25 protein-coding genes are annotated in these 22,408 nt (G+C 40.0%); 22 read left to right on the plus strand and 3 right to left on the minus strand.

Going from position 1 to position 22,408, the window contains the following annotated elements:
* Positions 1–17: 17 nt before the first annotated feature.
* Genes BUB71_RS16375 through rseP form a run of 4 tightly spaced genes read left to right on the plus strand, consistent with a single transcriptional unit; the run spans position 18 to position 4,060 of the window.
* On the plus strand, positions 18–803 hold the full coding sequence (locus BUB71_RS16375; RefSeq protein WP_073157383.1) for an isoprenyl transferase: 786 nt from the start codon (positions 18–20) through the stop codon (positions 801–803).
* A gap of 17 nt (positions 804–820) precedes the next feature.
* On the plus strand, positions 821–1,621 hold the full coding sequence (locus tag BUB71_RS16380) for a phosphatidate cytidylyltransferase (protein ID WP_073157387.1): 801 nt from the start codon (positions 821–823) through the stop codon (positions 1,619–1,621).
* A gap of 14 nt (positions 1,622–1,635) precedes the next feature.
* Positions 1,636–2,784, plus strand: a complete 1,149-nt coding sequence (locus tag BUB71_RS16385; protein ID WP_073157390.1) for a 1-deoxy-D-xylulose-5-phosphate reductoisomerase — start codon at positions 1,636–1,638, stop codon at positions 2,782–2,784.
* Positions 2,785–2,806: 22 nt separating this feature from the next.
* Positions 2,807–4,060: an RIP metalloprotease RseP gene (rseP, locus tag BUB71_RS16390; RefSeq protein ID WP_073157393.1), complete on the plus strand. Its 1,254-nt coding sequence runs from the start codon at positions 2,807–2,809 to the stop codon at positions 4,058–4,060.
* A gap of 69 nt (positions 4,061–4,129) precedes the next feature.
* Here the strand turns inward: rseP and BUB71_RS16395 are convergent, their stop codons facing one another.
* From BUB71_RS16395 to BUB71_RS16405, 3 genes are all read right to left on the minus strand, one after another.
* Positions 4,130–5,314: a cytochrome P450 gene (locus tag BUB71_RS16395; RefSeq protein ID WP_073157397.1), complete on the minus strand. Its 1,185-nt coding sequence runs from the start codon at positions 5,312–5,314 to the stop codon at positions 4,130–4,132.
* A 124-nt stretch (positions 5,315–5,438) separates the two neighbouring features.
* Positions 5,439–5,777 carry a hypothetical protein gene (locus BUB71_RS16400; RefSeq protein ID WP_073157402.1) on the minus strand — a complete coding sequence of 113 codons (339 nt, stop codon included), beginning with the start codon at positions 5,775–5,777 and terminating at the stop codon, positions 5,439–5,441.
* A gap of 216 nt (positions 5,778–5,993) precedes the next feature.
* Entirely contained in the window at positions 5,994–6,389 is a 396-nt protein-coding gene (locus BUB71_RS16405; RefSeq protein WP_217653569.1) for an Asp23/Gls24 family envelope stress response protein, read from the minus strand.
* Between the two features lie 244 nt (positions 6,390–6,633).
* Between BUB71_RS16405 and rimP the strand changes: the two genes are divergently transcribed.
* The 18 genes from rimP to BUB71_RS16495 all read left to right on the plus strand — a co-directional run bounded on the left by rimP (position 6,634) and on the right by BUB71_RS16495 (position 22,398).
* Positions 6,634–7,095 (plus strand): ribosome maturation factor RimP, encoded by a 462-nt coding sequence (rimP, locus tag BUB71_RS16410; protein ID WP_073157411.1) that lies wholly within the window; start codon positions 6,634–6,636, stop codon positions 7,093–7,095.
* Between the two features lie 23 nt (positions 7,096–7,118).
* Positions 7,119–8,216, plus strand: coding sequence for a transcription termination factor NusA (gene nusA, locus BUB71_RS16415; RefSeq protein ID WP_073157416.1), 1,098 nt, complete (start codon positions 7,119–7,121; stop codon positions 8,214–8,216).
* A gap of 3 nt (positions 8,217–8,219) precedes the next feature.
* Positions 8,220–8,498, plus strand: coding sequence for an RNase P modulator RnpM (rnpM, locus tag BUB71_RS16420; protein WP_073157420.1), 279 nt, complete (start codon positions 8,220–8,222; stop codon positions 8,496–8,498).
* Positions 8,491–8,790 carry a L7Ae/L30e/S12e/Gadd45 family ribosomal protein gene (locus tag BUB71_RS16425; RefSeq protein ID WP_073157423.1) on the plus strand — a complete coding sequence of 100 codons (300 nt, stop codon included), beginning with the start codon at positions 8,491–8,493 and terminating at the stop codon, positions 8,788–8,790. The genes rnpM and BUB71_RS16425 overlap by 8 nt, the downstream gene beginning before the upstream one ends.
* A 14-nt stretch (positions 8,791–8,804) precedes the next feature.
* Complete coding sequence (gene infB / locus BUB71_RS16430) at positions 8,805–10,997, plus strand: translation initiation factor IF-2 (protein WP_073157426.1); 2,193 nt, start codon at positions 8,805–8,807, stop codon at positions 10,995–10,997.
* A complete protein-coding gene (locus tag BUB71_RS16435; protein WP_175552406.1) occupies positions 10,994–11,281 on the plus strand; it encodes a DUF503 domain-containing protein in 288 nt (95 codons plus the stop codon). The genes infB and BUB71_RS16435 overlap by 4 nt, the downstream gene beginning before the upstream one ends.
* Before the next feature lie 24 nt (positions 11,282–11,305).
* The gene (gene rbfA / locus BUB71_RS16440) at positions 11,306–11,662 is read left to right on the plus strand and encodes a 30S ribosome-binding factor RbfA (RefSeq protein ID WP_073157431.1); all 357 of its coding nucleotides are present in this window, start codon (positions 11,306–11,308) and stop codon (positions 11,660–11,662) included.
* Positions 11,659–12,630 (plus strand): DHH family phosphoesterase, encoded by a 972-nt coding sequence (locus BUB71_RS16445; RefSeq protein ID WP_073157434.1) that lies wholly within the window; start codon positions 11,659–11,661, stop codon positions 12,628–12,630. Before rbfA ends, BUB71_RS16445 begins: the two co-directional genes overlap by 4 nt.
* 2 nt (positions 12,631–12,632) lie before the next feature.
* On the plus strand, positions 12,633–13,532 hold the full coding sequence (gene truB, locus BUB71_RS16450; protein ID WP_073157437.1) for a tRNA pseudouridine(55) synthase TruB: 900 nt from the start codon (positions 12,633–12,635) through the stop codon (positions 13,530–13,532).
* Positions 13,533–13,534: 2 nt separating this feature from the next.
* Positions 13,535–14,476 (plus strand): bifunctional riboflavin kinase/FAD synthetase, encoded by a 942-nt coding sequence (locus tag BUB71_RS16455; RefSeq protein WP_073157439.1) that lies wholly within the window; start codon positions 13,535–13,537, stop codon positions 14,474–14,476.
* Positions 14,477–14,654: 178 nt separating this feature from the next.
* On the plus strand, positions 14,655–14,924 hold the full coding sequence (gene rpsO, locus BUB71_RS16460; protein ID WP_073157442.1) for a 30S ribosomal protein S15: 270 nt from the start codon (positions 14,655–14,657) through the stop codon (positions 14,922–14,924).
* 135 nt (positions 14,925–15,059) lie between these two features.
* Positions 15,060–17,177 carry a polyribonucleotide nucleotidyltransferase gene (gene pnp / locus BUB71_RS16465; RefSeq protein WP_073157446.1) on the plus strand — a complete coding sequence of 706 codons (2,118 nt, stop codon included), beginning with the start codon at positions 15,060–15,062 and terminating at the stop codon, positions 17,175–17,177.
* Positions 17,178–17,293: 116 nt separating this feature from the next.
* Positions 17,294–18,259: a polysaccharide deacetylase family protein gene (locus BUB71_RS16470; RefSeq protein ID WP_139279157.1), complete on the plus strand. Its 966-nt coding sequence runs from the start codon at positions 17,294–17,296 to the stop codon at positions 18,257–18,259.
* Between the two features lie 97 nt (positions 18,260–18,356).
* Positions 18,357–19,637: a M16 family metallopeptidase gene (locus BUB71_RS16475; protein WP_073157450.1), complete on the plus strand. Its 1,281-nt coding sequence runs from the start codon at positions 18,357–18,359 to the stop codon at positions 19,635–19,637.
* Positions 19,609–20,052: a dUTP diphosphatase gene (gene dut / locus BUB71_RS16480; protein ID WP_073157454.1), complete on the plus strand. Its 444-nt coding sequence runs from the start codon at positions 19,609–19,611 to the stop codon at positions 20,050–20,052. Before BUB71_RS16475 ends, dut begins: the two co-directional genes overlap by 29 nt.
* A gap of 102 nt (positions 20,053–20,154) precedes the next feature.
* Positions 20,155–20,391 (plus strand): YlmC/YmxH family sporulation protein, encoded by a 237-nt coding sequence (locus BUB71_RS16485; protein ID WP_073157457.1) that lies wholly within the window; start codon positions 20,155–20,157, stop codon positions 20,389–20,391.
* A gap of 508 nt (positions 20,392–20,899) precedes the next feature.
* Positions 20,900–21,799 (plus strand): dipicolinate synthase subunit DpsA, encoded by a 900-nt coding sequence (gene dpsA, locus BUB71_RS16490; protein ID WP_073157460.1) that lies wholly within the window; start codon positions 20,900–20,902, stop codon positions 21,797–21,799.
* The gene (locus BUB71_RS16495) at positions 21,796–22,398 is read left to right on the plus strand and encodes a dipicolinate synthase subunit B (protein ID WP_073157463.1); all 603 of its coding nucleotides are present in this window, start codon (positions 21,796–21,798) and stop codon (positions 22,396–22,398) included. Before dpsA ends, BUB71_RS16495 begins: the two co-directional genes overlap by 4 nt.
* The last annotated feature ends 10 nt before the right edge of the window (positions 22,399–22,408 follow it).

Below are 22,408 nucleotides of genomic sequence, written 5' to 3' on the forward strand. Positions count from 1 at the left end.
ATAGCGGAGGAACTAATATGTTAAAATCGTTTAAACGACTTGTTAACCCGACAGCTAAGACAAAACGGGATGAAGAAGCGCTAATCTCGTCGATTAAGCAGCATCCACTACCCCAACATATTGCGATTATTACGGATGGAAATGGTCGATGGGCGCGAAAAAGGGGTCTGCCTCGTACGGCTGGTCATGCTGCTGGGATGATGCGGATACGTGAAATCATTCGAAGTGCAGATGAAATAGGTCTGCCAGTTTTAACATTCTATTCTTTTTCAACCGAGAACTGGAAACGACCTCGGAAAGAGGTTGAGTACTTAATGCGTTTGCCAATTGAGTTTTTAAAGAGTGACTTAAAAGAATTAATTGAGCGTAATGTGAAAGTACAGATGCTAGGTGATAAACAGCAAACTCCACAAGAAACTTATGCAGCATTGCTTGAATTTGAAAAACAGACTGCGCAGAATACAGGTTTGATTCTTAATTTTGCGATCAATTATGGATCGCGTGGCGAAATTATTCATGCAGTACAACAGATGATTCAAGATGCAAAAAATAATCAAATCGATGCAGATATGATTGATGAGTCGTTATTTAGTCAATATTTATTGACAAAGGGTTTACCTGATCCTGACATGGTCATTCGTACGAGTGGTGAAGTCAGAGTTAGTAATTTTCTTTTGTGGCAAATAGCTTATAGTGAGCTATGGTTTACAGATGCACTATGGCCGGATTTTACTTCTTATATGTTATTTGAAGCGATCCAGGAGTTTCAAAGTCGTACGCGTAGATATGGCGCCGTAACCTAAAGGCAGGAGAAGAGTGAATGAAGCAAAGGGTAATAACAGGAATCATCGGAGCCGCTGGATTCCTCTGCCTATTATGGTTAGGCGGATGGTGGTATAGTGTCCTGGTATTCATTTTAGCAACTGTTGCCTACTTGGAGTATTGTCGCATGAAGCGACTACGATGGGATATGCCACAAGTCCTGATCAATCTTTTGATCGTTTGGGCGTTGCTGTTAGCCGGATTAAAAAGGCAGCAAGTGCTTCCCCCTATATCTTTGTTTGATGAGATTAATATTCTTTTGATCGGTATGATCTTGCTTTTTATTCTTATGCTTTTTAGTAGTAATTCTTTTAACTTAGAACAGATGGCATTTCTATATGTAGGTTCAATATACATAGGTTTTGGTTTCTCATTTATGTTAGAGCTAATGTGGTCTGAAAATGGGACTTTTTTCTCTCTTTTGATCATTCTCGTAATCTGGGCAACGGATACAGGAGCATATTTTGTTGGAAAACATTTGGGCAAACATAAGTTATGGCCAGCAATTAGTCCAAATAAAACAATTGAAGGATCATTAGGCGGCATTGGGTTAGCATTAATCATTAGTGTACTCTTTGCAATAGCAGTACCTCAATTTTTACCGCTTTTCACCATTTTGGCATTTGGATTTACAATATCAGTAATTGGTCAAATTGGTGATTTGGTTGAATCAGCATGGAAACGAACTTCAGGGGTAAAGGATTCTGGAACACTTTTGCCCGGACATGGGGGAATTCTAGATCGATTCGATAGTCTCTTGTTTTCATTTATTATTTTACATTTTTTACAACAGATTTAGGGGAGGTACATTCGTTGCCAGAGCGAATTAGTATTCTAGGATCAACAGGTTCGATTGGTTGTAATACGCTTGAAGTGATCCGACAGCATCCAGAGGAATTTGAAGTAGTGGCATTGGCAGCAGGTACGAATGCTGATGAAATGGTTCAGCAGGTGAGTGATTTTTCACCAAAGATGGTTGTAATGGCCACAAAAGAAGCAGCGGAAAAAGTGAAAAGTGAAATAGATCAAAATGTACCAGTCTTTTACGGTACAGATGCATTAATCGAAGTTGCAACGCATCCTGATGCTACATATGTGGTCTCCTCAATTGTTGGGAGTATTGGTTTACCCCCTACTCTTGCTGCAATTGAAGCAGGAAAAAAAATTGGTTTGGCCAATAAAGAGACTCTGGTAACTGCAGGACATATTGTTGTTGATCTTGCAAGAAAAAAAGAAGTATCTTTAGTACCGATTGATAGTGAACATTCTGCTATCTACCAATGCTTAAATGGAGAGCAGAAGTCAGAGGTCAAACGATTGATCTTAACAGCCTCTGGAGGATCTTTTCGGGGTCTTTCCCGTGACCAGTTAACCAACGTAACGCCAAAAGATGCACTTAATCATCCTAACTGGTCGATGGGATCAAAAATTACAATCGATTCTGCTACAATGATGAATAAGGGATTAGAAGTGATTGAAGCTCATTGGTTGTTTGGCTTCCCATATCATCAAATTGAGGTAGTGCTTCATCCACAAAGCATCGTACATTCGATGGTTGAATTTGTAGATGGAGCGATCATGGCTCAATTAGGCACTCCTGATATGTGTGTCCCAATTTTATATGCGCTTACATCCCCCCATCGTAAATCTTTAACAAATGAGCGCTTAGATTTCACCCAAGCGACTCAATTAGATTTTCGACCTCTCGATTTTGAACGATATCCTTGCGTGCGCATGGCATATGAAGTGGGAAAAGTCGGGGGAACCTTGCCTGCTGTATTAAATGCAGCAAATGAAGTAGCTGTTGATCGATTTTTAACAGGGCAACTTTCCTTTTTAGGCATTGAGGAGGTTGTACAACAGGCGATAGAAGCACATAATGTGATAAAAGATCCTAGTCTTGAGGAGATCATGGACGCGGATCAGTGGGCAAGACAATTGGTGGGACAGTTGAAAAAATAAAGTTAAGGTAGTGAACGATCATATGCTTACAATCATCACATTTATTTTGATCTTGGGTTTGTTAGTCTTTATTCATGAAATGGGGCATTTTCTATTTGCTAAACGTGCTGGAATATTGGTACGAGAGTTTGCCTTAGGCTTTGGACCAAAGATTTTTGCTAAAAAAGTTGGCGAAACACTTTATGCGATTCGAATTCTACCCTTAGGTGGTTATGTTCGGATGGCAGGTGAGGATCCTGAGATTCACGAGTTGAAAACAGGAGTATCCGTATTTTTGCATTTAAACGCAGATCAAGAGGTTACTGAAGTCTATCTGTATGAGCCAAACGAAACATCAAACGATGAAGTTCAAATAGGAAGAATTTTACATTATGATTTTGAGCATGAACTTACCATTCAAATAGAGAATAGTCAAGAGCAAAAGCGTCAATTTTCTATGAATCCAAAGGCAACCATTCATTATAGCCCTAAGAATGTGATTCAGATTGCTCCATGGGATCGTCAGTTTGGTTCTAAAAAAGTAGGTCAGAAAGCGATGACTATCTTTGCAGGACCATTGTTTAATATTATTTTAACAGCTTTCCTTTTTACACTTTTTGTCGCAGTAGCTCCAATTCAAGATTTAACGATTGGAAAAGTTTTACCTAATTTGCCCGCCAAGCAAGTCGGCATTCAAGCTGGAGATAAGATCGTTGCTATTGATCATAGTCGGATTTGGACAAATGATTCGCTTCACTATTATTTATTGAGTACAAAGGGTAAAAGTTTTGATATCACTGTCGAACGTGCCGGGAAAAATCTTACTTTTCCTATTCAACCAGAAAAAACAAAAGAAAATAGGTACATGATTGGAGTGGCTTTTGCGCAGTCAAAGGTCGGGCCTGTGCAGGCTGTGATCGAAGGTGGGAAGTTGACTGTAGATTGGACACGGATTATGCTTGATAGCTTAGGGAAGTTAGTAACTGGTGATATGTCTATTAAAAGCTTGGGTGGACCAGTAGAGATGGGGCGTTCAACTGGTGAAGTGGCGAAAGCTGGATTACAGCCATTAATTAAATGGACAGCCTTACTTAGTTTGAACCTTGGTATTATCAATCTGTTGCCAATCCCTGCTCTAGATGGAAGTCGCTTACTCTTTATTGGTTTAGAAGCTATACGTGGAAAGCCTATCAATCCGAATAAAGAGAGTTTGGTTCATTTTGTTGGATTTGCTTTTTTGATGATGTTAATGCTGATCGTTACCTATAACGATATAGTTCGCATTTTCTTTGCTTAAAGATCGCCATAGCATAAAAGATAAACGCCTCACTCATAAAAGTGAGGCGTTTGTTTTATCCAAATGTGTTTATCGCTTTTGAAAAGTGATTGGTAATGAAGCTAAGCTGTAAACAAGTGTGCTTGGTTGTACGGATAAGCTGGCATGATCTTGTAAACGAATCTTTTCAATATGTTTAAACAACACCTCAAATGCTACTCGTGCCTCAAGTCTGGCAAGAGGGGCTCCAATGCAGTAATGGATTCCATGGCCAAAACTTGTCATTCCTTGAGTGTCGCGGTTAATATCAAAAATTTCAGGGTTCGGAAAGATAGTTGGATCATGATTTGCAGAACCAATCCACGCAATAACATACTCACCTTTTTTAATCTTTTGACCGTTAATTTCAGTATCTTGCTTTGTAATACGGAACATACTTTGCACAGGAGCTCGATAACGTAACACTTCATCGATTGCTCTTGGTAGATCACTAGGATTTTCGATCAACCGGTTTTGAAGTTCAGGATGTTCAATAAAAGTTAGCATAGCGCTGCTAATCAAATTTGCCGTGGTCTCATTACCAGCAATTAATAACACAATGCAAAAACCAATCACTTCATCGGTCGTTAAGTGTTGACCATCCGATTCTGCTTCAATCAATTCGCTGATTAGGTCATTTTGAGGAGTGACTTTTCTTTTTTCTACTAATTCCCTAAAGACATTTTCTAAGCTCTTTTGTGCAGAGAAATATGCTTTCACAGCCTCTTCAATGCTAACGCCTTCAATTTCGCCAGGATTAGAAGTTATGATTGTGGACCATTTGTGGACTTGAGGATGAGAATCGGATGGAACACCTAATAATTGACATATAACGCTTACAGGAATAGGGACTGCATATTCTTTGACAAATTCTATTTTTCCTGATTCCAAATGAGGCTGAAGTAGCTCTTCACATAGTGTTCGAACCCATGGTTCTAATTTGTTAATTACTTTAGGGATAAATGCTTTGGAAATAAGTGAACGCAATCTTCTATGTACAGGTGGGTCTCTTGAAATGAGCGCTTTACTTGCAAGATGATCATCACTCTGAGGGGCATATTCATTTGAAAATGTGTTGTATTCGCTCAGGACTCTCTTAACATCCTCATAACGGAAAACTTGCCAGGCGCCTTGATCACCCCAATTGAGCATGAACTCTGCATCATAATAAACGGGCATTTCTTGTTGCATTTTACGATACCACTTAAATGGGTCTAGTGATGGTGATGGGACCATGATGTGATCTCTCCTTAGCCCAATTTACGGATGGTGACTATTGCATATCCGAAGTAAAGGGTGATTATTTTTCTAATCTATACCCATATATAACGATTTTAATCATTTATGCTATAAAAATATTTTATTCCGGTATCGAGTCATAAGGATATAGGCTTTTTTCTTGTCCATAAAATATCGACATTTTCGCATCGAGTTGAGTAGCTAGCATATTTACTTTCTGTCCTGCAGGTGAATGGATAATTCGATCCATAGCATGAGCATCTTCGTATATAACATCGAAAATAAGCTGCACACTTTGCACATCTTGTGCTAATTCGGTGCTGATAGGGCTGATACTGGTTATATCAACACGAACAATTCCTGGAAGACTTAAAAAATATGGGCAAATTTCTTGGAAGAAAAAACGTTCAAACTCTTTCATATCTGCAATATCTGAAAACATAACAACAGCTTTATACATGTGTACGATATCCTTTCTTTATTATATTGCGGCTCGGAAGAGAGTGAATGCACTAAAAGAAATAATTTGTTAATAGATATATTGATACAATATATCTATGTAATTATACAAAAGTAACGTTTTAATATATATAATATTTTTGAAAATATCGTCTTAAAAATAATATCAGTATGTATCCCTAAATGGGAGACACACTGATATTTATTCATCTATGATTTATCGAATATTTCTGGCTTCCTCTTCGTATTCCTTCTCTTTCTTCTCGTCACGAAGTGCTACGCCCTCTACATACATGTTTACTTCCACTACATTTAATCCAGTCATATTATAAATCGCATTTTCAACAGCGAGCACTACGTCTTTATATATTTCGGGAACATTGCGACCATACTCAACAATTACTTTAAGATCTACAGCTACCTCTTGTTCTCCAACTTCTACAGCTACGCCTTTTGAAAGATTTTTTCGTCCAAGTCTTTCCGCAAAGCCCTCGACTACTCCGCCACTCATTGCTACAATACCATTGATTTCACTTGCAGAGATACCAGCAATCGTTTCAATGACTTCTGATGAAAATTTCAATCCTACACCTCGTTGTTTTTTTTCAGCCACCACATTACCTCCTTGTTAATTAACTATATAAATTATATTCGTTTTTGGAAGAATAAACTCCTTTTTTTCCACCGCTTTCAGAATAGTAGACAAAACGGAATTGCACTCGATTCTACGAGTGTGCTATAATGTTTTTGGCTATACTTAAGTGTAGATATCTCTGACATGAAAGAGTGGGTATGTGCCCACTCTTTGTACTTGTTGTGGGGGATTGATGTGGTTAGGAAAGAGGAGTGGATATAACTTGAGTCGCCAAGTAATCGAAATTGTGGAGAAGATCGCCAAGCCGATTGTCAAAGAAGAAGGGTTAGAATTATTCGATATTGAATACAGCAAGGAAGGTGCAAACTGGTTTTTGCGTGTCTTTATCGATTTACCTGGAGGAGCAGTAAATCTAGATCATTGTAGTAAAGTGAGTGAGAAGTTAAGCAAAGAGCTTGATCGAGTCGATCCGATCCCAACCGCATATATGTTAGAAGTTTCATCACCAGGTGCGGAAAGACCCTTAAAAAGAGAACATGATTTTCAACGTGCAATTGGCAAATATGTCTACCTTTCTACATATGCACCTGTTAAAGGTGAAAAAGAGTTTACTGGTACACTAAAATCGGTGGAGCAAGAGTCTTTAGTGGTAGAAGTAGAGGGAGAGAGGTATCAGATTCCACGTAGTCAAATTGCGAAGGCGAGACTAGCTATTCTTCTATAGTATTGAAAGGAGGAAACATTACGATGAATGCTGAGTTCATCGAGGCACTCAATCAGCTTGAGAAAGAAAAGGGAATTAGTAAAGATATTTTAATTGATGCAATAGAAGCCGCATTAATCTCAGGTTATAAGCGAAATTTTCATTCAGCACAAAATGTACGTGTTGATATCGATCGTCAGACTGGGGCAGTTCGGGTTTTTGCTCGAAAGACTGTTGTTGAAGAAGTGCTGGATCCAAGATTAGAGATATCATTAGATGCAGCTCGAGAGATCAATTCAGTGTACCAGTTAGATGATATTGTAGAGATCGAAGTTACTCCAGCCGATTTTGGGCGGATTGCTGCACAGACGGCAAAGCAAGTTGTGACTCAGCGAATTCGCGAAGCTGAACGGAGCATTGTATATCAAGATTTTATTGATCGTGAAGAGGATATTGTAACAGGTATCATTCAACGGGTTGATTCCCGTTATTATTATGTCGATTTAGGTAGAGTGGAAGCTCTGTTGCCGATTTCAGAGACATTACCAGGTGAGCGATTTCGTCATAGTGATCGAGTAAAAACATATATTACAAAGGTTGAAAAATCTACTAAGGGGCCTCAAATTTTTTTATCTAGGACACATCCAGGATTGCTGAAACGGTTATTTGAATTAGAAGTTCCTGAGATATATGATGGAGTGGTAGAGATTCGTTCCGTATCTCGGGAAGCAGGATATCGTTCAAAAGTGGCGGTTCATTCACGTGATGAAAATGTGGATGCAGTTGGAGCATGTGTAGGACCTCGTGGAGTACGTGTTCAAACGATTGTCAATGAACTTTGTGGTGAAAAGATTGATATTGTTCGATGGTCAGATAATATTGAAGAATGGATTGCTAACTCATTAAGTCCTTCGAAGGTCATTTCGGTCACAATCTATGAAGATGAGAAGATGGCGCAAGTGATTGTACCTGACCACCAATTATCTTTGGCAATTGGTAAAGAAGGGCAAAATGCTCGATTAGCAGCCAAGCTAACCAATTGGAAAATCGATATTAAGAGTGAATCAGAAAGTGAAGAGAAAATAGTTGAGTTACCAACTGATCATACGGAGGAAATATCACCTGCTGATGAGGAGGTGTGATCAATGAAACAACGAAAAGTTCCATTACGTAAGTGTGTGGTCACACAAGAGTTATTTCCTAAAAAGCATTTGATCCGCGTTGTTCGTACACCTGAAGGTGAAGTTATGATTGACCCAACTGGTAAGCAATCAGGTAGGGGAGCTTATCTTTCCGCCTCGGTAGAGACCATTCAGCTTGCTCAAAAAAGAAAATCACTAGAAAGAGCTCTGAAGACTTCAATTCCAGAAGCGTTATATGAGAAACTAGTGGAACATGTGAAGCGGTTGGAGCTTTATGGATAGATTCTTCCAAATACTAGGATTAGCAATGAGAGCCCGAAAAGTGACTTCCGGTGAAGAATTAGTATTGCGGGAACTTCGAACAGGCAGGCTCCATTTAGTCGTGATGACAGTTGACGCAGCAAAGAATACTGAAAAGAAGATTTTAGATAAATGTAAATCGTATGATGTTCAAGTACTTAGATATGGCACAAGAGAAGAGCTTGGAAGGGCAATCGGCAAATCAGAGCGTGTGGTCTTAGGGATAAATGATGTCGGCTTTGCTCGGATGATCAAAAGCTCGTTCAGTAATTGATGGGGGTGAGCGTTTTGAGTAAAATGCGTGTTTACGAATATGCAAAGCAGATGAATATGAGTAGTAAAGAAGTCCTGACAATTTTAGAACGGATGGATTTGAAAGTTAACAACCATATGAGTGTAATGGATGAAGGAATGATGCTTAAGGTGCAACAATTTTTTAAAAATGTAAAAAGTGGCGAGGAAAACAAACAAAAAAGTCAATCAGTAGAGCAAAAGAAGGGTCAAACTTCAACAATGACAACAACAAGTGGTAAAAAGCAGAGCAATCAAAATCAAACATCGAATGACCGTAGCCAGCAAACACAAAAAGATCGTAACAAAAGAGGGAAATCGCAGTCGCGTAATAGTAATCGTCCTAATAATGCAGGTCGTTTTGGAGGTAAGAATCACCGTAGAAGAGGGGACCGCCGCCAGTCCGGTTTCGTAAAGGAGAAACAAGCGCCTGTATTACCAAAAGAAATTCAAGTTACAGGTCCGCTTACTGTCGGTGAGTTTGCCAAACAGTTGCGTAAAGAAGCATCTGAAGTGATTCGGAAATTAATTTCGTTTGGTACAATGGCGGCGATTAATCAAGAAATCGATGTGGATACAATGATTTTATTGGGAGAAGAGTTTGGAATCAGAGTTGTCTATAAAGAGATTGTTGATGAATCTAATTTTGAAGAATTAGAGGAACATGATGATCCAAATGATCTCGTTGAACGTCCACCTGTGGTCACGATTATGGGACATGTTGATCATGGAAAGACCACATTGTTGGATACCATTCGAGAATCAAAGATAACATCAGGTGAGGCTGGCGGAATTACACAGCATATCGGTGCTTACCAAATTGAAAAAGATGGTCGGAAAATCACATTCCTCGATACACCTGGGCATGCTGCATTTACTACAATGCGCGCTCGTGGTGCTAAAGTAACGGATATCACAATTTTAGTAGTCGCAGCGGATGATGGTGTAATGCCACAGACGATTGAAGCGATTAACCACTCGAAAGCCGCAAATGTCCCAATAATTGTAGCCGTAAATAAAATGGATAAACCTGATGCTACTCCAGATCGTGTGATGCAACAGTTAACAGAATATGGAGTAGTACCAGAGGATTGGGGCGGAGAAAATATATTTGTGCCCATTTCAGCACTAAATGGAACAGGAATCGATGATCTATTAGAGATGGTTTTACTTCAAGCCGAAATATTAGAGCTAAAAGCGAACCCAGAAAAACCTGCTCGTGGTGTTGTGATTGAAGCTGAGTTGGATAAAGGGAAAGGAACCATTGGAACAGTTCTTGTCCAATCTGGGACATTGCGAGTTGGAGATGCTATTGTTGCAGGAAATCATTTTGGTAAAATTCGGGCGATGATCAATGATCGCGGCCGTCGAATTAAAGTGGCTTCACCATCTACTCCTGTGGGGATCTTAGGTCTTTCAGACGTACCAAATGCCGGTGATGCCTTTATGGTGTTTGAAGATGAGAAAAAGGCCCGTGCAATCGCTAGTCAAAGAGGATTGAAGGAGAAACAAGCAGCACAAGGTACACAGGCAAAAGTTACCTTAGATGATCTATTCAAGCAGATTCAAGAAGGTGAAATGAAAGAGTTAAATGTGATTATAAAAGCCGACGTACAAGGTTCTGCTGAAGCATTGCAAGGATCGCTAGAGAAAATTGATGTAGAAGGTGTTCGTGTAAAGATCATTCACTCGGGTGCAGGAGCAATCACAGAGTCAGATATTATTTTGGCCTCTGCTTCAAATGCAATCATAATTGGTTTTAATGTGCGACCTGAACCGAATGCTCGAGCTATGGCAGAACGTGAACAAGTTGATGTGCGTCTTCACCGAGTTATTTACAACGTGATTGAAGAAATCGAATCTGCAATGAAAGGATTGCTTGATCCTGAGTTTGAAGAGCGTGTCATTGGTTCGGTTGAAGTGCGGCAAATTTTTAAAGTTTCCCGTGTTGGAACCATCGGCGGCTGTTATGTTACTGAAGGGAAAATTGTTCGCAATGCGCATATTCGCTTAGTTCGGGATGGTATTGTCATTCATGAAGGGAAGTTAGATACGTTAAAACGTTTTAAAGATGACGCTAAAGAAGTAACCCAAGGTTATGAGTGCGGAATCACATTGGAAAATTATCATGATATTAAAGAGGGAGATGTGATTGAAGCATACGTAATAGAAGAAGTGAAACGTACTTGAGCTATCATGTAATCCTGCGAGAGTTCTCTTGCCGAGTGCATGGTGTGCATTCATTAAAAGAAAAACGTAGCTTAGTACAGAGTTTTAAGATGCGTGTGCGAAATCGGTGGAATCTTTCTATTGCTGAAGTGGATTATCAGGATCAGTGGCAAATGACGACTTTGGCTATTGTTGGGATTGGAAACAATAAGCAGAAAGTAGAACAAGAGCTAGATCGAGCTGCTCACTTGCTGGAGCAAGTTGCCCAATTAGAAATTATAAGCGACGAAATTACTCTCCTATGAGAGTCATCTAAGGAGGTGTCGGCTTTGGCCCGCATTCGAGTGAGCCGTGTCGGCGAACAAATCAAAAAGGAGTTATCGCAAGTTATCCAGAGGGAGATCAAAGACCCACGAATTGGATTTGTTACGGTGACTGGGGTTGAGATGAGTGGAGACCTACAAGTAGCAAAAGTTTTTATAAGTGTGATGGGGCAGGAAAATACGAAAGAAGAGTCTTTAGCCGCGCTAGAAAAAGCAAAAGGATATTTGCGTTCTGAAATTGGAAGAAGAATTCAGCTTCGTTATGTTCCTGAACTAACTTTTGTCATGGATTCCACGCTGGATCAGAGTGAACATATTGAACGTTTGTTACATGATGTTCAAAAGGAGAACGATCATGAATGAATGATCGCATAGAAAAGTTAGAACAAGCAATTTTAGCGAAAAAGCATTGGTTGGTTGTTTCACATCTTAATCCAGACGGTGACGCATTGGGTTCTACATTAGCGGTCAAACACATTTTGGAACAGTGGAATATCGAACATACATGTTTAAATCTGTCCCAAATTCCTAATAAGTATCAGATTTTACCTGGTATTGATCAGATTTATCAACCAACAAACCTGGATGAGACGTTTGATGCAGTCATATTTGTAGATGCAGCAGATCGTGAACGAATTGGGATAGCATGCGAACAATGTATAAAAGAGGATGCTTTTATCATCAACATTGATCATCATGCAACAAATGATCAATATGGTATGATCAATTGGGTTGAGACAGAGGCATCAGCAACAGCGGAGATTATTTATCAATGGGTAGAATATTCTAATAGAATCGATTGGAACTCTTTTCTAGCGACATCTGTTTATACAGGTATTTTAACTGATACGGGAGGATTTCGTTATTCAAATACCACTCCCGATGTGATGCGCTATGCATCAAACTTGTTAGAAAAAGGTGTTCAAGGTCATGAATTAGCGGATATTCTCCTAGAAACGACAACATTGCCTGCATTAGAGCTATTACAAAGAGCATTGACCCATTTGCAAGTGGATGGTTCCATTGCTTGGACTCAAATAGATCAACACGAGTTAAACGAGGCAAATGCTGTAGAATCCGATACTGCTGGCATTGTAAATTATGCACGTAACCTTGAAGGCGTAGATGTGGGTATCCTTTTTCGAGAAGTGGAACCTGATGTGATCAAAGTGAGCCTCCGATCAAGGTTGGAGACGGATGTAGCCTCGATTGCCAGTTATTTTGGTGGTGGTGGACACACAAGGGCGGCTGGATGTACAATTAAAGGCAAACTACCGCAAGTGGTTGAGCGTGTGATTAAACATGTACAGAAGGAACAGGGGCGTGCTTAAAGATGTTTCATGGTATTCTGCCTGTATGGAAACCAAAAGGGTGTACTTCACACGATGTGGTAGGAAAGATTAGGCGATGGTTCGGACAAAAAAGGGTCGGTCATACAGGCACGCTTGATCCTGAGGTGGAGGGCGTGCTTCCGATCTGTTTAGGGCAAGCTACACGCCTAGTTGAATATATACAATCCCTTCCTAAAACTTATTACGGAACGATGAAGTTAGGAATTGCTACAGATACAGAAGATCAAACTGGACAAACCATTGCTCAACAAAAGGTTGAAGAGTTGGATTATCAACAAGTTCTTAAAGTATTTGCCAAATTTACAGGAATCATTGAACAAATTCCCCCTATGTATTCAGCCATAAAGATCGATGGAAAGCCACTTTATACATTAGCTAGAGCTGGAAAGCAGATTCAACGAAAAGCAAGGAAAATTGAGCTTTATCAATTTGACTTACTAGATTTGCGTCGAGATGCTTATCCAGAAATAGACTTTCGAGTAACTTGCTCCAAAGGAACTTATATTCGTACACTTTGTGTTGATGTGGGAAAATCTTTAGGTGTTCCTGCGCATATGAAAAGTTTGTTACGAGAAAAAAGCGGTCCTTTTCATCTGAAAGATTGTTTAACTTTTGATGAGTTAGAGCAAACTGTCAAGACTGATCATTTAGATGAATACATTGTCCCATTAGATGAAGTGCTGGGGAATCTACCCTGTATACTCATTCCAGAATCAGAGATGAAACACGTTTATGATGGATGGGAAATATTGATTGAAGATTATTCTGGCAAATCTCCACTTGTACGTGTATATTCAGAGACAGGTGAGTTTGCTGCTATTTATCGACTTGATGAATTTGGTATGGCACGAGCGGAAAAAGTCTTTCGGGATGTGAACTAGACATGAAAACGATACATCTTACCTATCCTAATATTCATAAAGTTGATTCTTCTGTGATTGCTTTAGGATATTTTGATGGTGTACATCGCGGGCATCAAAAAGTGATTCAAACTGCAAAGAATTTAGCGAAAGAAAGGAAAGCTGCTTTGTCAGTGATGACTTTTCATCCTCATCCGAAAGTGGTGCTCGGTCAATTGAAGCATGTTCGTCATCTTACACCTCTCTCGGAAAAGGAACGTTTGTTTAAACAAATGGGCGTAGAGCAGCTTTTTATTGTGCAGTTCGATGAATTATTTTCTCAGTTGACTCCACAGAAATTTGTTGAACGAGTGCTCAGTCCTTTGGCTGTAAAAGGTGTTGTGACAGGGTTTAACTTTCATTTTGGAAAAGGTGGACAGGGAAGCGGGGAAGATTTAGCGAGAATCGGAGCAAATATATTTGAAACAAAAATCGTTTCGCCTGTATTGGATGATCAGCTACCGATCAGCAGTACTCGAATCCGTGATGCTTTATCAATTGGCGATGTTACTAGCGCAATGCGTTTGTTAGGGCGTGCTTATGCTTTTCATGGTCGAGTCGTTCATGGTGATCAAAGAGGTCGTGTCATTGGTTTTCCAACTGCTAATATTGAACCGAGCGATGCTTACTGGATTCCTAGCCGAGGGGTCTATATAGTGAAAGTAAAGAATGAACAAAGTCAATTTTATGGAATGATGAATATAGGCATTCGTCCTACTTTTGATCATCCTGAACCTCGTGAGGTTATTGAGGTTCATCTATTAGATTTTCAAGGTGATCTCTATGATCAACAATTAACTATCGAAGTTATTCATCATTTGCGGTCGGAGAGAAAATTTAGTTCAGTAGATCAATTGCTACAACAACTGAATATAGATCGAGAACAGACAGAGCAATGGATTTCTGTGCAGGCAAGTAAAGAATAGATAGCATATTTTTATTCCAATCACTGGTTTGCTTTCCAAAATATCAGTTTGCCTCGCTTTACACTTTCTCTTTAGGTATGCTATACTTTTTTCGTATTGGTCAAAACCTGGTCGCGGATGTACGAGTACCTCAACGTAAATCTGGGATCAAGGGGTTTTTAGATGAGGAGGTGAAGGGATGAGTTTATCCCTGGAGAAAAAACGTGAAATCATTGCTGAATATAAGACGCATGATTCAGATACAGGGTCGCCAGAAGTACAAGTTGCTATTTTGACGTATCGCATCAACGAATTAAATCAACATTTACGTGAGCATGATAAAGATCATCATTCTCGCCGTGGATTGCTTAAAATGGTTGGACATCGCCGTAACTTGTTGAATTATTTGAAGAAGCTAGATGTCACTCGCTATCGTACTCTGATTAAAAGGCTTGGATTGCGCAGATAGAAGCGGGCATTGTCCCAAAAGCGGGCTAATCCCCGCTTTTTTCCTTATGGAAATTTAGTAGAAGGAACATACTGTTAATGCGCAGAAGTATGGATTGTGCGCCTGTCTGTTTTTTAGAAAGGAAGTGATTCATAAATGGAACCTACAGTTTTTACAACACAGTTTGCAGGGCGCCAACTTTCAGTAGAGGTAGGGAAGTTTGCTGGTTTGGCAAATGGATCTGTGATGGTTCGCTACGGTGAGTCAGTGGTATTGGCAACTGCCACAGCATCGCAGGAGCCAAAGGACACCGACTTTTTTCCGCTAACAGTTAACTATGAAGAACGGCTGTACGCAGTGGGAAAGATACCAGGTGGTTTTATTAAACGTGAAGGGCGTCCTAGTGAAAAAGCTATTTTGGCTAGTCGATTGATTGATCGCCCCATTAGACCTCTTTTTCCAGACGGATTTCGAAATGAGGTGCAGGTTGTAACAACAGTGATGTCAGTTGATCAAGATTGTTCAACTGAGATTACAGCAATGGTGGGGGCATCTGTCGCGTTGACGATTTCGGATATTCCTTTTTCTGGACCGATCGCTGGTGTGATTATCGGGCGGATCGATGGTCAATTAGTCGTAAATCCAACCGTTGAAGAGATGGAAAAGTCTGATCTCCATTTAGTCGTAGCAGGTACATACGAGGGGATCAATATGGTAGAAGCTGGTTCTGATGAAGTAGCTGAAGAAGAGATTCTTGAAGCTATCTTGTTTGGGCATGAACAGATTAAAAAACTTGTTCAATTCCAAGAAGAAATCCAGCAAAAGGTTGGCAAAGAGAAAATGGTACCAGCTCTTTATCAATTTGAAAAAACTTTGGAAGATGAAGTACGTAATCAAGCTACAAAATCATTGACAGCGGCAGTTCAAGTTGTTGAGAAGCTAGCTCGCCAAGCTGCAATCGACCAGGTGAAAGAGGATATTTTAGCAAAATATCAAGAAAGATTTGGCGATCATTTTGATGATAAAGAAAAGGAATTGAATGCGATCCTTGACCAGATTGTCAAAGAAGAAGTTCGACGGCTGATTGTAGAGGAGTCCAAACGTCCAGATGGACGAACCCCTGAAGAGATTCGTCCACTATCGAGCGAGATTGAGATATTACCTCGTACACATGGATCAGGACTATTTCGACGTGGACAAACACAGGTACTTAGTGTGTGTACACTTGGTGCATTAGGTGATGTGCAAATTTTGGATGGGTTAGATTTGGAAGAATCTAAGCGTTTCATGCACCACTATAATTTCCCGCCTTTTAGTGTTGGTGATACACGTCCAATCCGTGCACCAGGTCGTCGGGAAATTGGTCATGGAGCCTTGGGTGAGCGAGCATTAGAAGCTGTTATCCCTTCAGAAGATGAATTTCCATATACAATTCGCTTGGTATCTGAGGTACTAGAATCAAACGGTTCCTCTTCTCAGGCTAGCATCTGTGCTTCAACACTTGCACTCATGCATGCTGGCGTTCCGATCAAGGCACCAGTTGCTGGGATTGCCATGGGCTTAGTGAAAGAGTCGGATCAAGTAGTCATTTTAACCGATATCCAGGGTATGGAAGACCACTTGGGAGATATGGATTTTAAAGTTGCTGGTACTGAAAAGGGTGTAACAGCTCTGCAAATGGATATTAAAATTTCAGACATTGATCGTTCAATTTTAGAACGAGCATTAAAGCAAGCTAGAGTAGGTAGAATGGAAATTTTGGAAAATATGCGAAGCTGTATTTCAGAACCTCGGACCGTGCTATCTCCATACGCCCCTAAAATTCTCACTTTAAGAATTCATCCTGATAAGATACGTGATGTAATTGGTCCTAGTGGGCGTGTAATTAATAAAATCATCGAAGAGACTGGTGTGAAAATCGATATAGAACAAGATGGCCGAATCTATATCGCATCTCCTGATTCTCAGAAAAACCAACAAGCTAAAGAGATTATTGAAGACTTAGTTCGTGAAGTAGTCGTAGGTGATATTTATCTGGGAACTGTGAAGCGGATTGAGAAATATGGAGCATTTATTGAACTGTTCCCTGGAAAAGAAGGGCTTTGCCATATCTCACAGCTAGATACTCAACGTGTAGCCAAGGTACAAGATGTAGTTAAAGTTGGTGATTCGATCACAGTCAAAGTGACAGAGATTGATGATCAAGGTCGCATTAATCTCTCACGTAAAGTTCTTCTGAAAAAAGAAGAATCTAAGAAGCCATCAAAGTCATAGCATAAGATGATCCGGCAAAGAGTCAGAGCGATCTGTCTCTTTTTTCATTTTTCAGGTCATACCGTTTTACCATAAGTCATAGATTGATAGAAAAATGGTTTCGGTGGAGGAACGGTATGATGAATTTCTTATTAAGAATATTCGGACTGGGGTTGACGGTAGTATTTGTTTTTTATATTGCTGAATCAGATACGATTAATGATTATATAACGTATGTAAAAGCAGGAAAAGTAGAATCCGTATTTTGGCAGGATCAGGGTGATAAAGATTTAAGAGCAGCTATTCATGCAGGAGCGAAAAAAAAGAATCGACCAGCAATTGATGCTAGAATCGATCCGGTATGGAAACTAATCCCTGGATATAATGGGATTCAAGTTGATGAAAATAAAACATTCCAAAAAACATGGCGAAAAAATAATCACAAGAAAATAGAATGGGTATATCGTGAAATAAAGCCAAAAATCACGATCAACCATTTTCAGCAAGTTCCGATATATCGAGGCAATGAACAAAAACGCTCTGTCGCTTTGATGATTAACGTAGCATGGGGAACAGAATTTTTACCTCAGATGTTGGAAATTTTAGAAAAGGAGCATGTAAAAGCCACCTTTTTCTTAGATGGTTCTTGGCTATCAAAGCATCAAGCAGACGCAAAGAAAATCTTACAAGCTGGACATGAGTTGGGAAATCATGCGTATTCTCATCCCCTTATGAGCCAAATATCTGAAGCTAGAATGGAAACAGAAATCGCCAAAACAGAAAAATTACTTGGTCAATGTTGTAAACAAAGAAGTCGATGGTTTGCCCCACCAGCAGGTGATTTTAATCAAACTGTGGTTGATGTAGCTGAAAGTCATCAGATGAAGACAGTTTTATGGACAGTTGACACAGTAGATTGGCGTAGAAGTACCTCAGTATCCGATATGACGAGGAAAATTGATGAAAAAGTGAGTAATGGAAGTCTGATTTTAACTCATCCGACAAATCGAACTGTAGAAGCTTTTCCAAAGTTGATTCAAATAATAAAGAAAAAAGGTTTGAAATTGGAGCGTGTTAGTGATGTTCTCTCTTCAAATAGGTAGATAAGGGCTGGAAAAAAGAGAAAAAAAATGATATTTTGGATTGAGCGTCAGGTGAGATCGTTAAACCTGAATGAGCATAAGAAAATGGAGGATCTCAGTGGTTGCTAAACATATATTAAGAAACGGTTTGCGTGTCGTTTCGGAATCAATTCCCCATGTTCGATCAGTTGCTTTGGGGATCTGGATTCATACTGGATCAGAAAATGAAACAGAAGGAAATAATGGTATTTCTCATTTTTTAGAACACATGTTATTTAAAGGAACGGAAAAAAGAAATGCGCGTCAACTTGCAGAAGCTTTTGATGAAATTGGTGGTCAAGTGAATGCATTTACATCAAAAGAGTTAACCTGCTTTTATGCAAAAGTTTTAGATCAGCATTTTTCCATAGCATTAGATATATTAACAGATATGTTTTTGCATTCTCAGCTATTAGCTGAAGAAGTTGAGCGGGAGAAAAAGGTGATCACTGAGGAGATTCGTATGGTAGAAGATACTCCTGATGATCAAATACATGACCTTTTGGCAAAGGCTTCTTATGGAAGCCATTCACTTGCTTATCCGATTCTTGGCTCAGTTGAGAATGTAAATCGCTTTTCGCGGGACGATTTAATGTTTTATCAACAGCAATTTTATCAACCAAAACGGGTGGTTGTAGCAGTAGCTGGAAATCTAGCAGATGATTATTTAGAGCAGATTGAGCAGGCTTTTCAGTCATTTAAGGAGCCTGATCTTTCACCATTACACGCAGCTTCCCGACCTATTTTTACACCTTCCGTTTATCATAAGAAGAAAGAGATTGAACAGACTCATATTTGCCTTGGTCTACCTGGTCTTGCCCTAGACGATGCACGAATCTATCATATGATTCTTCTCAATAATATCTTAGGTGGCAATATGAGTTCACGTCTCTTTCAGTTAATTCGTGAAGAGAAAGGGTTAGCCTACTCAGTTTTTTCTTTCCATTCTGCCCACCGCCAAACGGGTTTATTTACTCTTTATGCCGGTACAGCACATGGACAGGAAGATGAAGTGATTCAATGTATTTATCAGATTTTTGAACAGTTAGTTGCAAAAGGTTTTTCATCATCTGAGTTATGGAAAGCAAAAGAGCAGTTAAAGGCTAACCTAATGATGGGTTTAGAAAGCACACATAACCGGATGAGTCGCCTTGGGCGAAATGAAATATTATTGAATCGTCATTTAGAACTGGATGAAGTAGTTCAGATGGTGGAAGAGATATCGCTAGAAGAGCTAAATCAGTTAGCCAAAGAAGTGGTCACGGCACCAGCCTCATTGGCCATTGTTTCTCCAAGTGGGAAGGTACCAAAATCGTTTAGGAGAGATAGCATTGATACAAGTTTCGATCATTCAATTTGAACATGCAAAGGATTTACCATTACCAAGACAAATGTCTTCAGGAGCAAGCGGGTTCGATCTGGTCGCCGCAATTGATCAGCCTTTTAAGTTAGAGCCTGGAAAACGACATTTAATCCCGACGGGAATCGCCTGCTCAATGCCAAATGGGATAGAGGCACAAGTACGTCCCCGAAGTGGTTTGGCACTGAAGCATGGGGTTACGGTTTTAAATACACCTGGAACAATTGATGCCGATTACCGAGGAGAGATTGGCGTTATTTTAATCAACCATGGTGAAGAGCCTTTTCTCATTCAACGCGGCGATCGAATTGCCCAGCTTATATTCCAAGCAATTTCTCCCGTTGAACTGCAAATAGTAAATAAGTTGGAAGAGACTATGCGGGGTGCTGGCGGATTTGGTCATACCGGTATATAAAGAGGATTTGAAACAAAACTGCTGTATGATTTCAGCAGTTTTGTTTTTTTATAGGAAGATTGGTCATATGATTAGACGAGAACATGGTTGGAGGAGAAATTTATGCGTTGGAGTGAATTGATGACTAAAGAATGCATTGATTTGACAAATGCTGAGCGAGTTGGCGATTTTACACGTGCGGATCTACAGATTGACCCGAGAACAGGTCGGATTGAAGCGATTGTCATACCATCAACACGATCATGGTTTGGAAAAAAAGAAGAGGACCAGAAGCTGAGATGGTCGGCTATTCAGACGATAGGCGCAGATCTTGTCATTATTGATATGAGAAGAATTTGAGACTCCTCACGCATAAAAGCGTGGGATTCTTGGGTAGTTTGCGCACTCCATTCATTTCTGCTTTGTGCAACTCCCAAGCTAGGGGCTGACCCATCGGCCCATCCCATGCAGTGATACAACTTCTGTTGCATGTACCTACATGGGTGGCATACCTGTTACCAGTACGCTAGTTTCGGTTCCATCAATCACTCTTATGGTTTTACCAAGCGGGAGAGTTTAGTTCGCCGCTTGAACCTCATACCATAACGTACACAGGAACAAAACCTGCTACAAGCAGGATGAGCACCGCTCATGCGTTCGATTATACAAAAAATGGTTGCTCTTAGCAATCCCTTGAAAGGGATTACCGAGCAACGTCATCTTTCATCCCACGATTCAAACCGTGGGCTTTCAGCTGGCAGATTTCTGTAAACGATGTTGAACACCTTCAACCACCCATACATATGATGTAGCAAGGATATATGCCTTACTGTATCCACTGCTTGTCAGGGAAAGGGGTAGGGAATGAATGCTCACAGGCAAACATGTTGTCTTTCTTGGTGGAGATGCACGTCAATTAGAAGTGATAAAACGATTTATTGAATTGGATGCACAAGTAAGCCTAGTTGGCTTTGATAATTTACAAACACCACTTAGTGGAACGATGCAACGTGAATGGAATACTACTGTACTTGAAAAGGCGGATATTTTAATTCTCCCCATTGTAGGAACAGATGATCAGGGGAATGTTGCGAGTGTTTTCTGTTCTGACAATCTAACTTTAACTAGAAAACATATGCAAGCATTGCCTAAAGGAAGTCTAATATTTACTGGAATGGCACGACCTTACTTAACTCAGCTCTGTGCAGAATTTGACATTCACCTTTTTGAATTACTAGATCGAAATGACGTTGCAATCTATAATTCAATACCTACTGTTGAGGGTGCTTTAATGATGGCGATTCAACATACAGATATAACATTGCATCATGCAAATTGTGTTGTCTTAGGATTAGGGCGTGTGGGCTTATCGCTTGCCCGTGTATTACATGCAATTGGGGCAAAAGTAAGCGTTGGCGTACGATGTCCAGATGATATTGCTCGCGTTTTTGAGATGGGTCTCATACCTTTTCAAATCAAACAATTGGAACAACATGTCTCTCATGCGGATATCATATTTAATACTGTGCCAGCGCTTGTTGTCCAGACATCTGCGATTAATAAAATGCAACATGATGTTTTGATAATGGATCTTGCTACAAAACCAGGTGGAGTTGATTTTAAAGCTGCTGAAAAGAGGGGCATTAAAGCACTTCTTTGTCCCAGCCTTCCAGGCATCGTTGCTCCCAAGACGGCTGGGAAGATATTGGCTCAGGCGATTACAACGTTGATTGATGAAGTGATGATTAAGGAGGGCTTGGAAGCATGAATTTTCATGGAAAAACAATAGGTTTTGCTCTGACTGGATCACACTGTACACATGATGAAGTCTTACCGGAGATGAAACGATTGGTTTCCTTAGGCGCTGATGTTATTCCAATCCTGTCCCATACTGTAGCCACTGTTGATAGCCGTTTTGGAACTGCGGAAGATTGGAAGCAACGTGTGATTGAGATTACAGGGAATACACCGTTGATGACTGTTCCAGAAACAGAGCCATTAGGCCCTTCTCAAAAATTGGATTGCTTAGTGATTGCACCTTGTACGGGTAATACAATGGCTCGTCTTGCCAATGCATTGACAGATGGGCCAGTATTAATGGCGGCGAAAGCGCAAATTCGAACACATCGTCCTGTTGTTCTAGCCATTTCAACAAATGATGCATTAGGTTTTAATGCGGCTAATATAGCAAAGTTATTACCTGCAAAAGATTTTTACTTTGTCCCCTTTGGTCAGGATAATCCTGAAAAGAAACCAAAATCAATGGTTGCCCGTATGGAAATGATTCCAGAAACTTGTTTTGAGGCGATTGTTGGGAAACAAATTCAGCCATTAATAGTTGAAAAATACCGTGACTTAACCTCATAATAGAGAATGA

It is taken from the genome of Seinonella peptonophila (assembly GCF_900129355.1).
Lineage (GTDB): Bacteria > Bacillota > Bacilli > Thermoactinomycetales > Thermoactinomycetaceae > Seinonella > Seinonella peptonophila.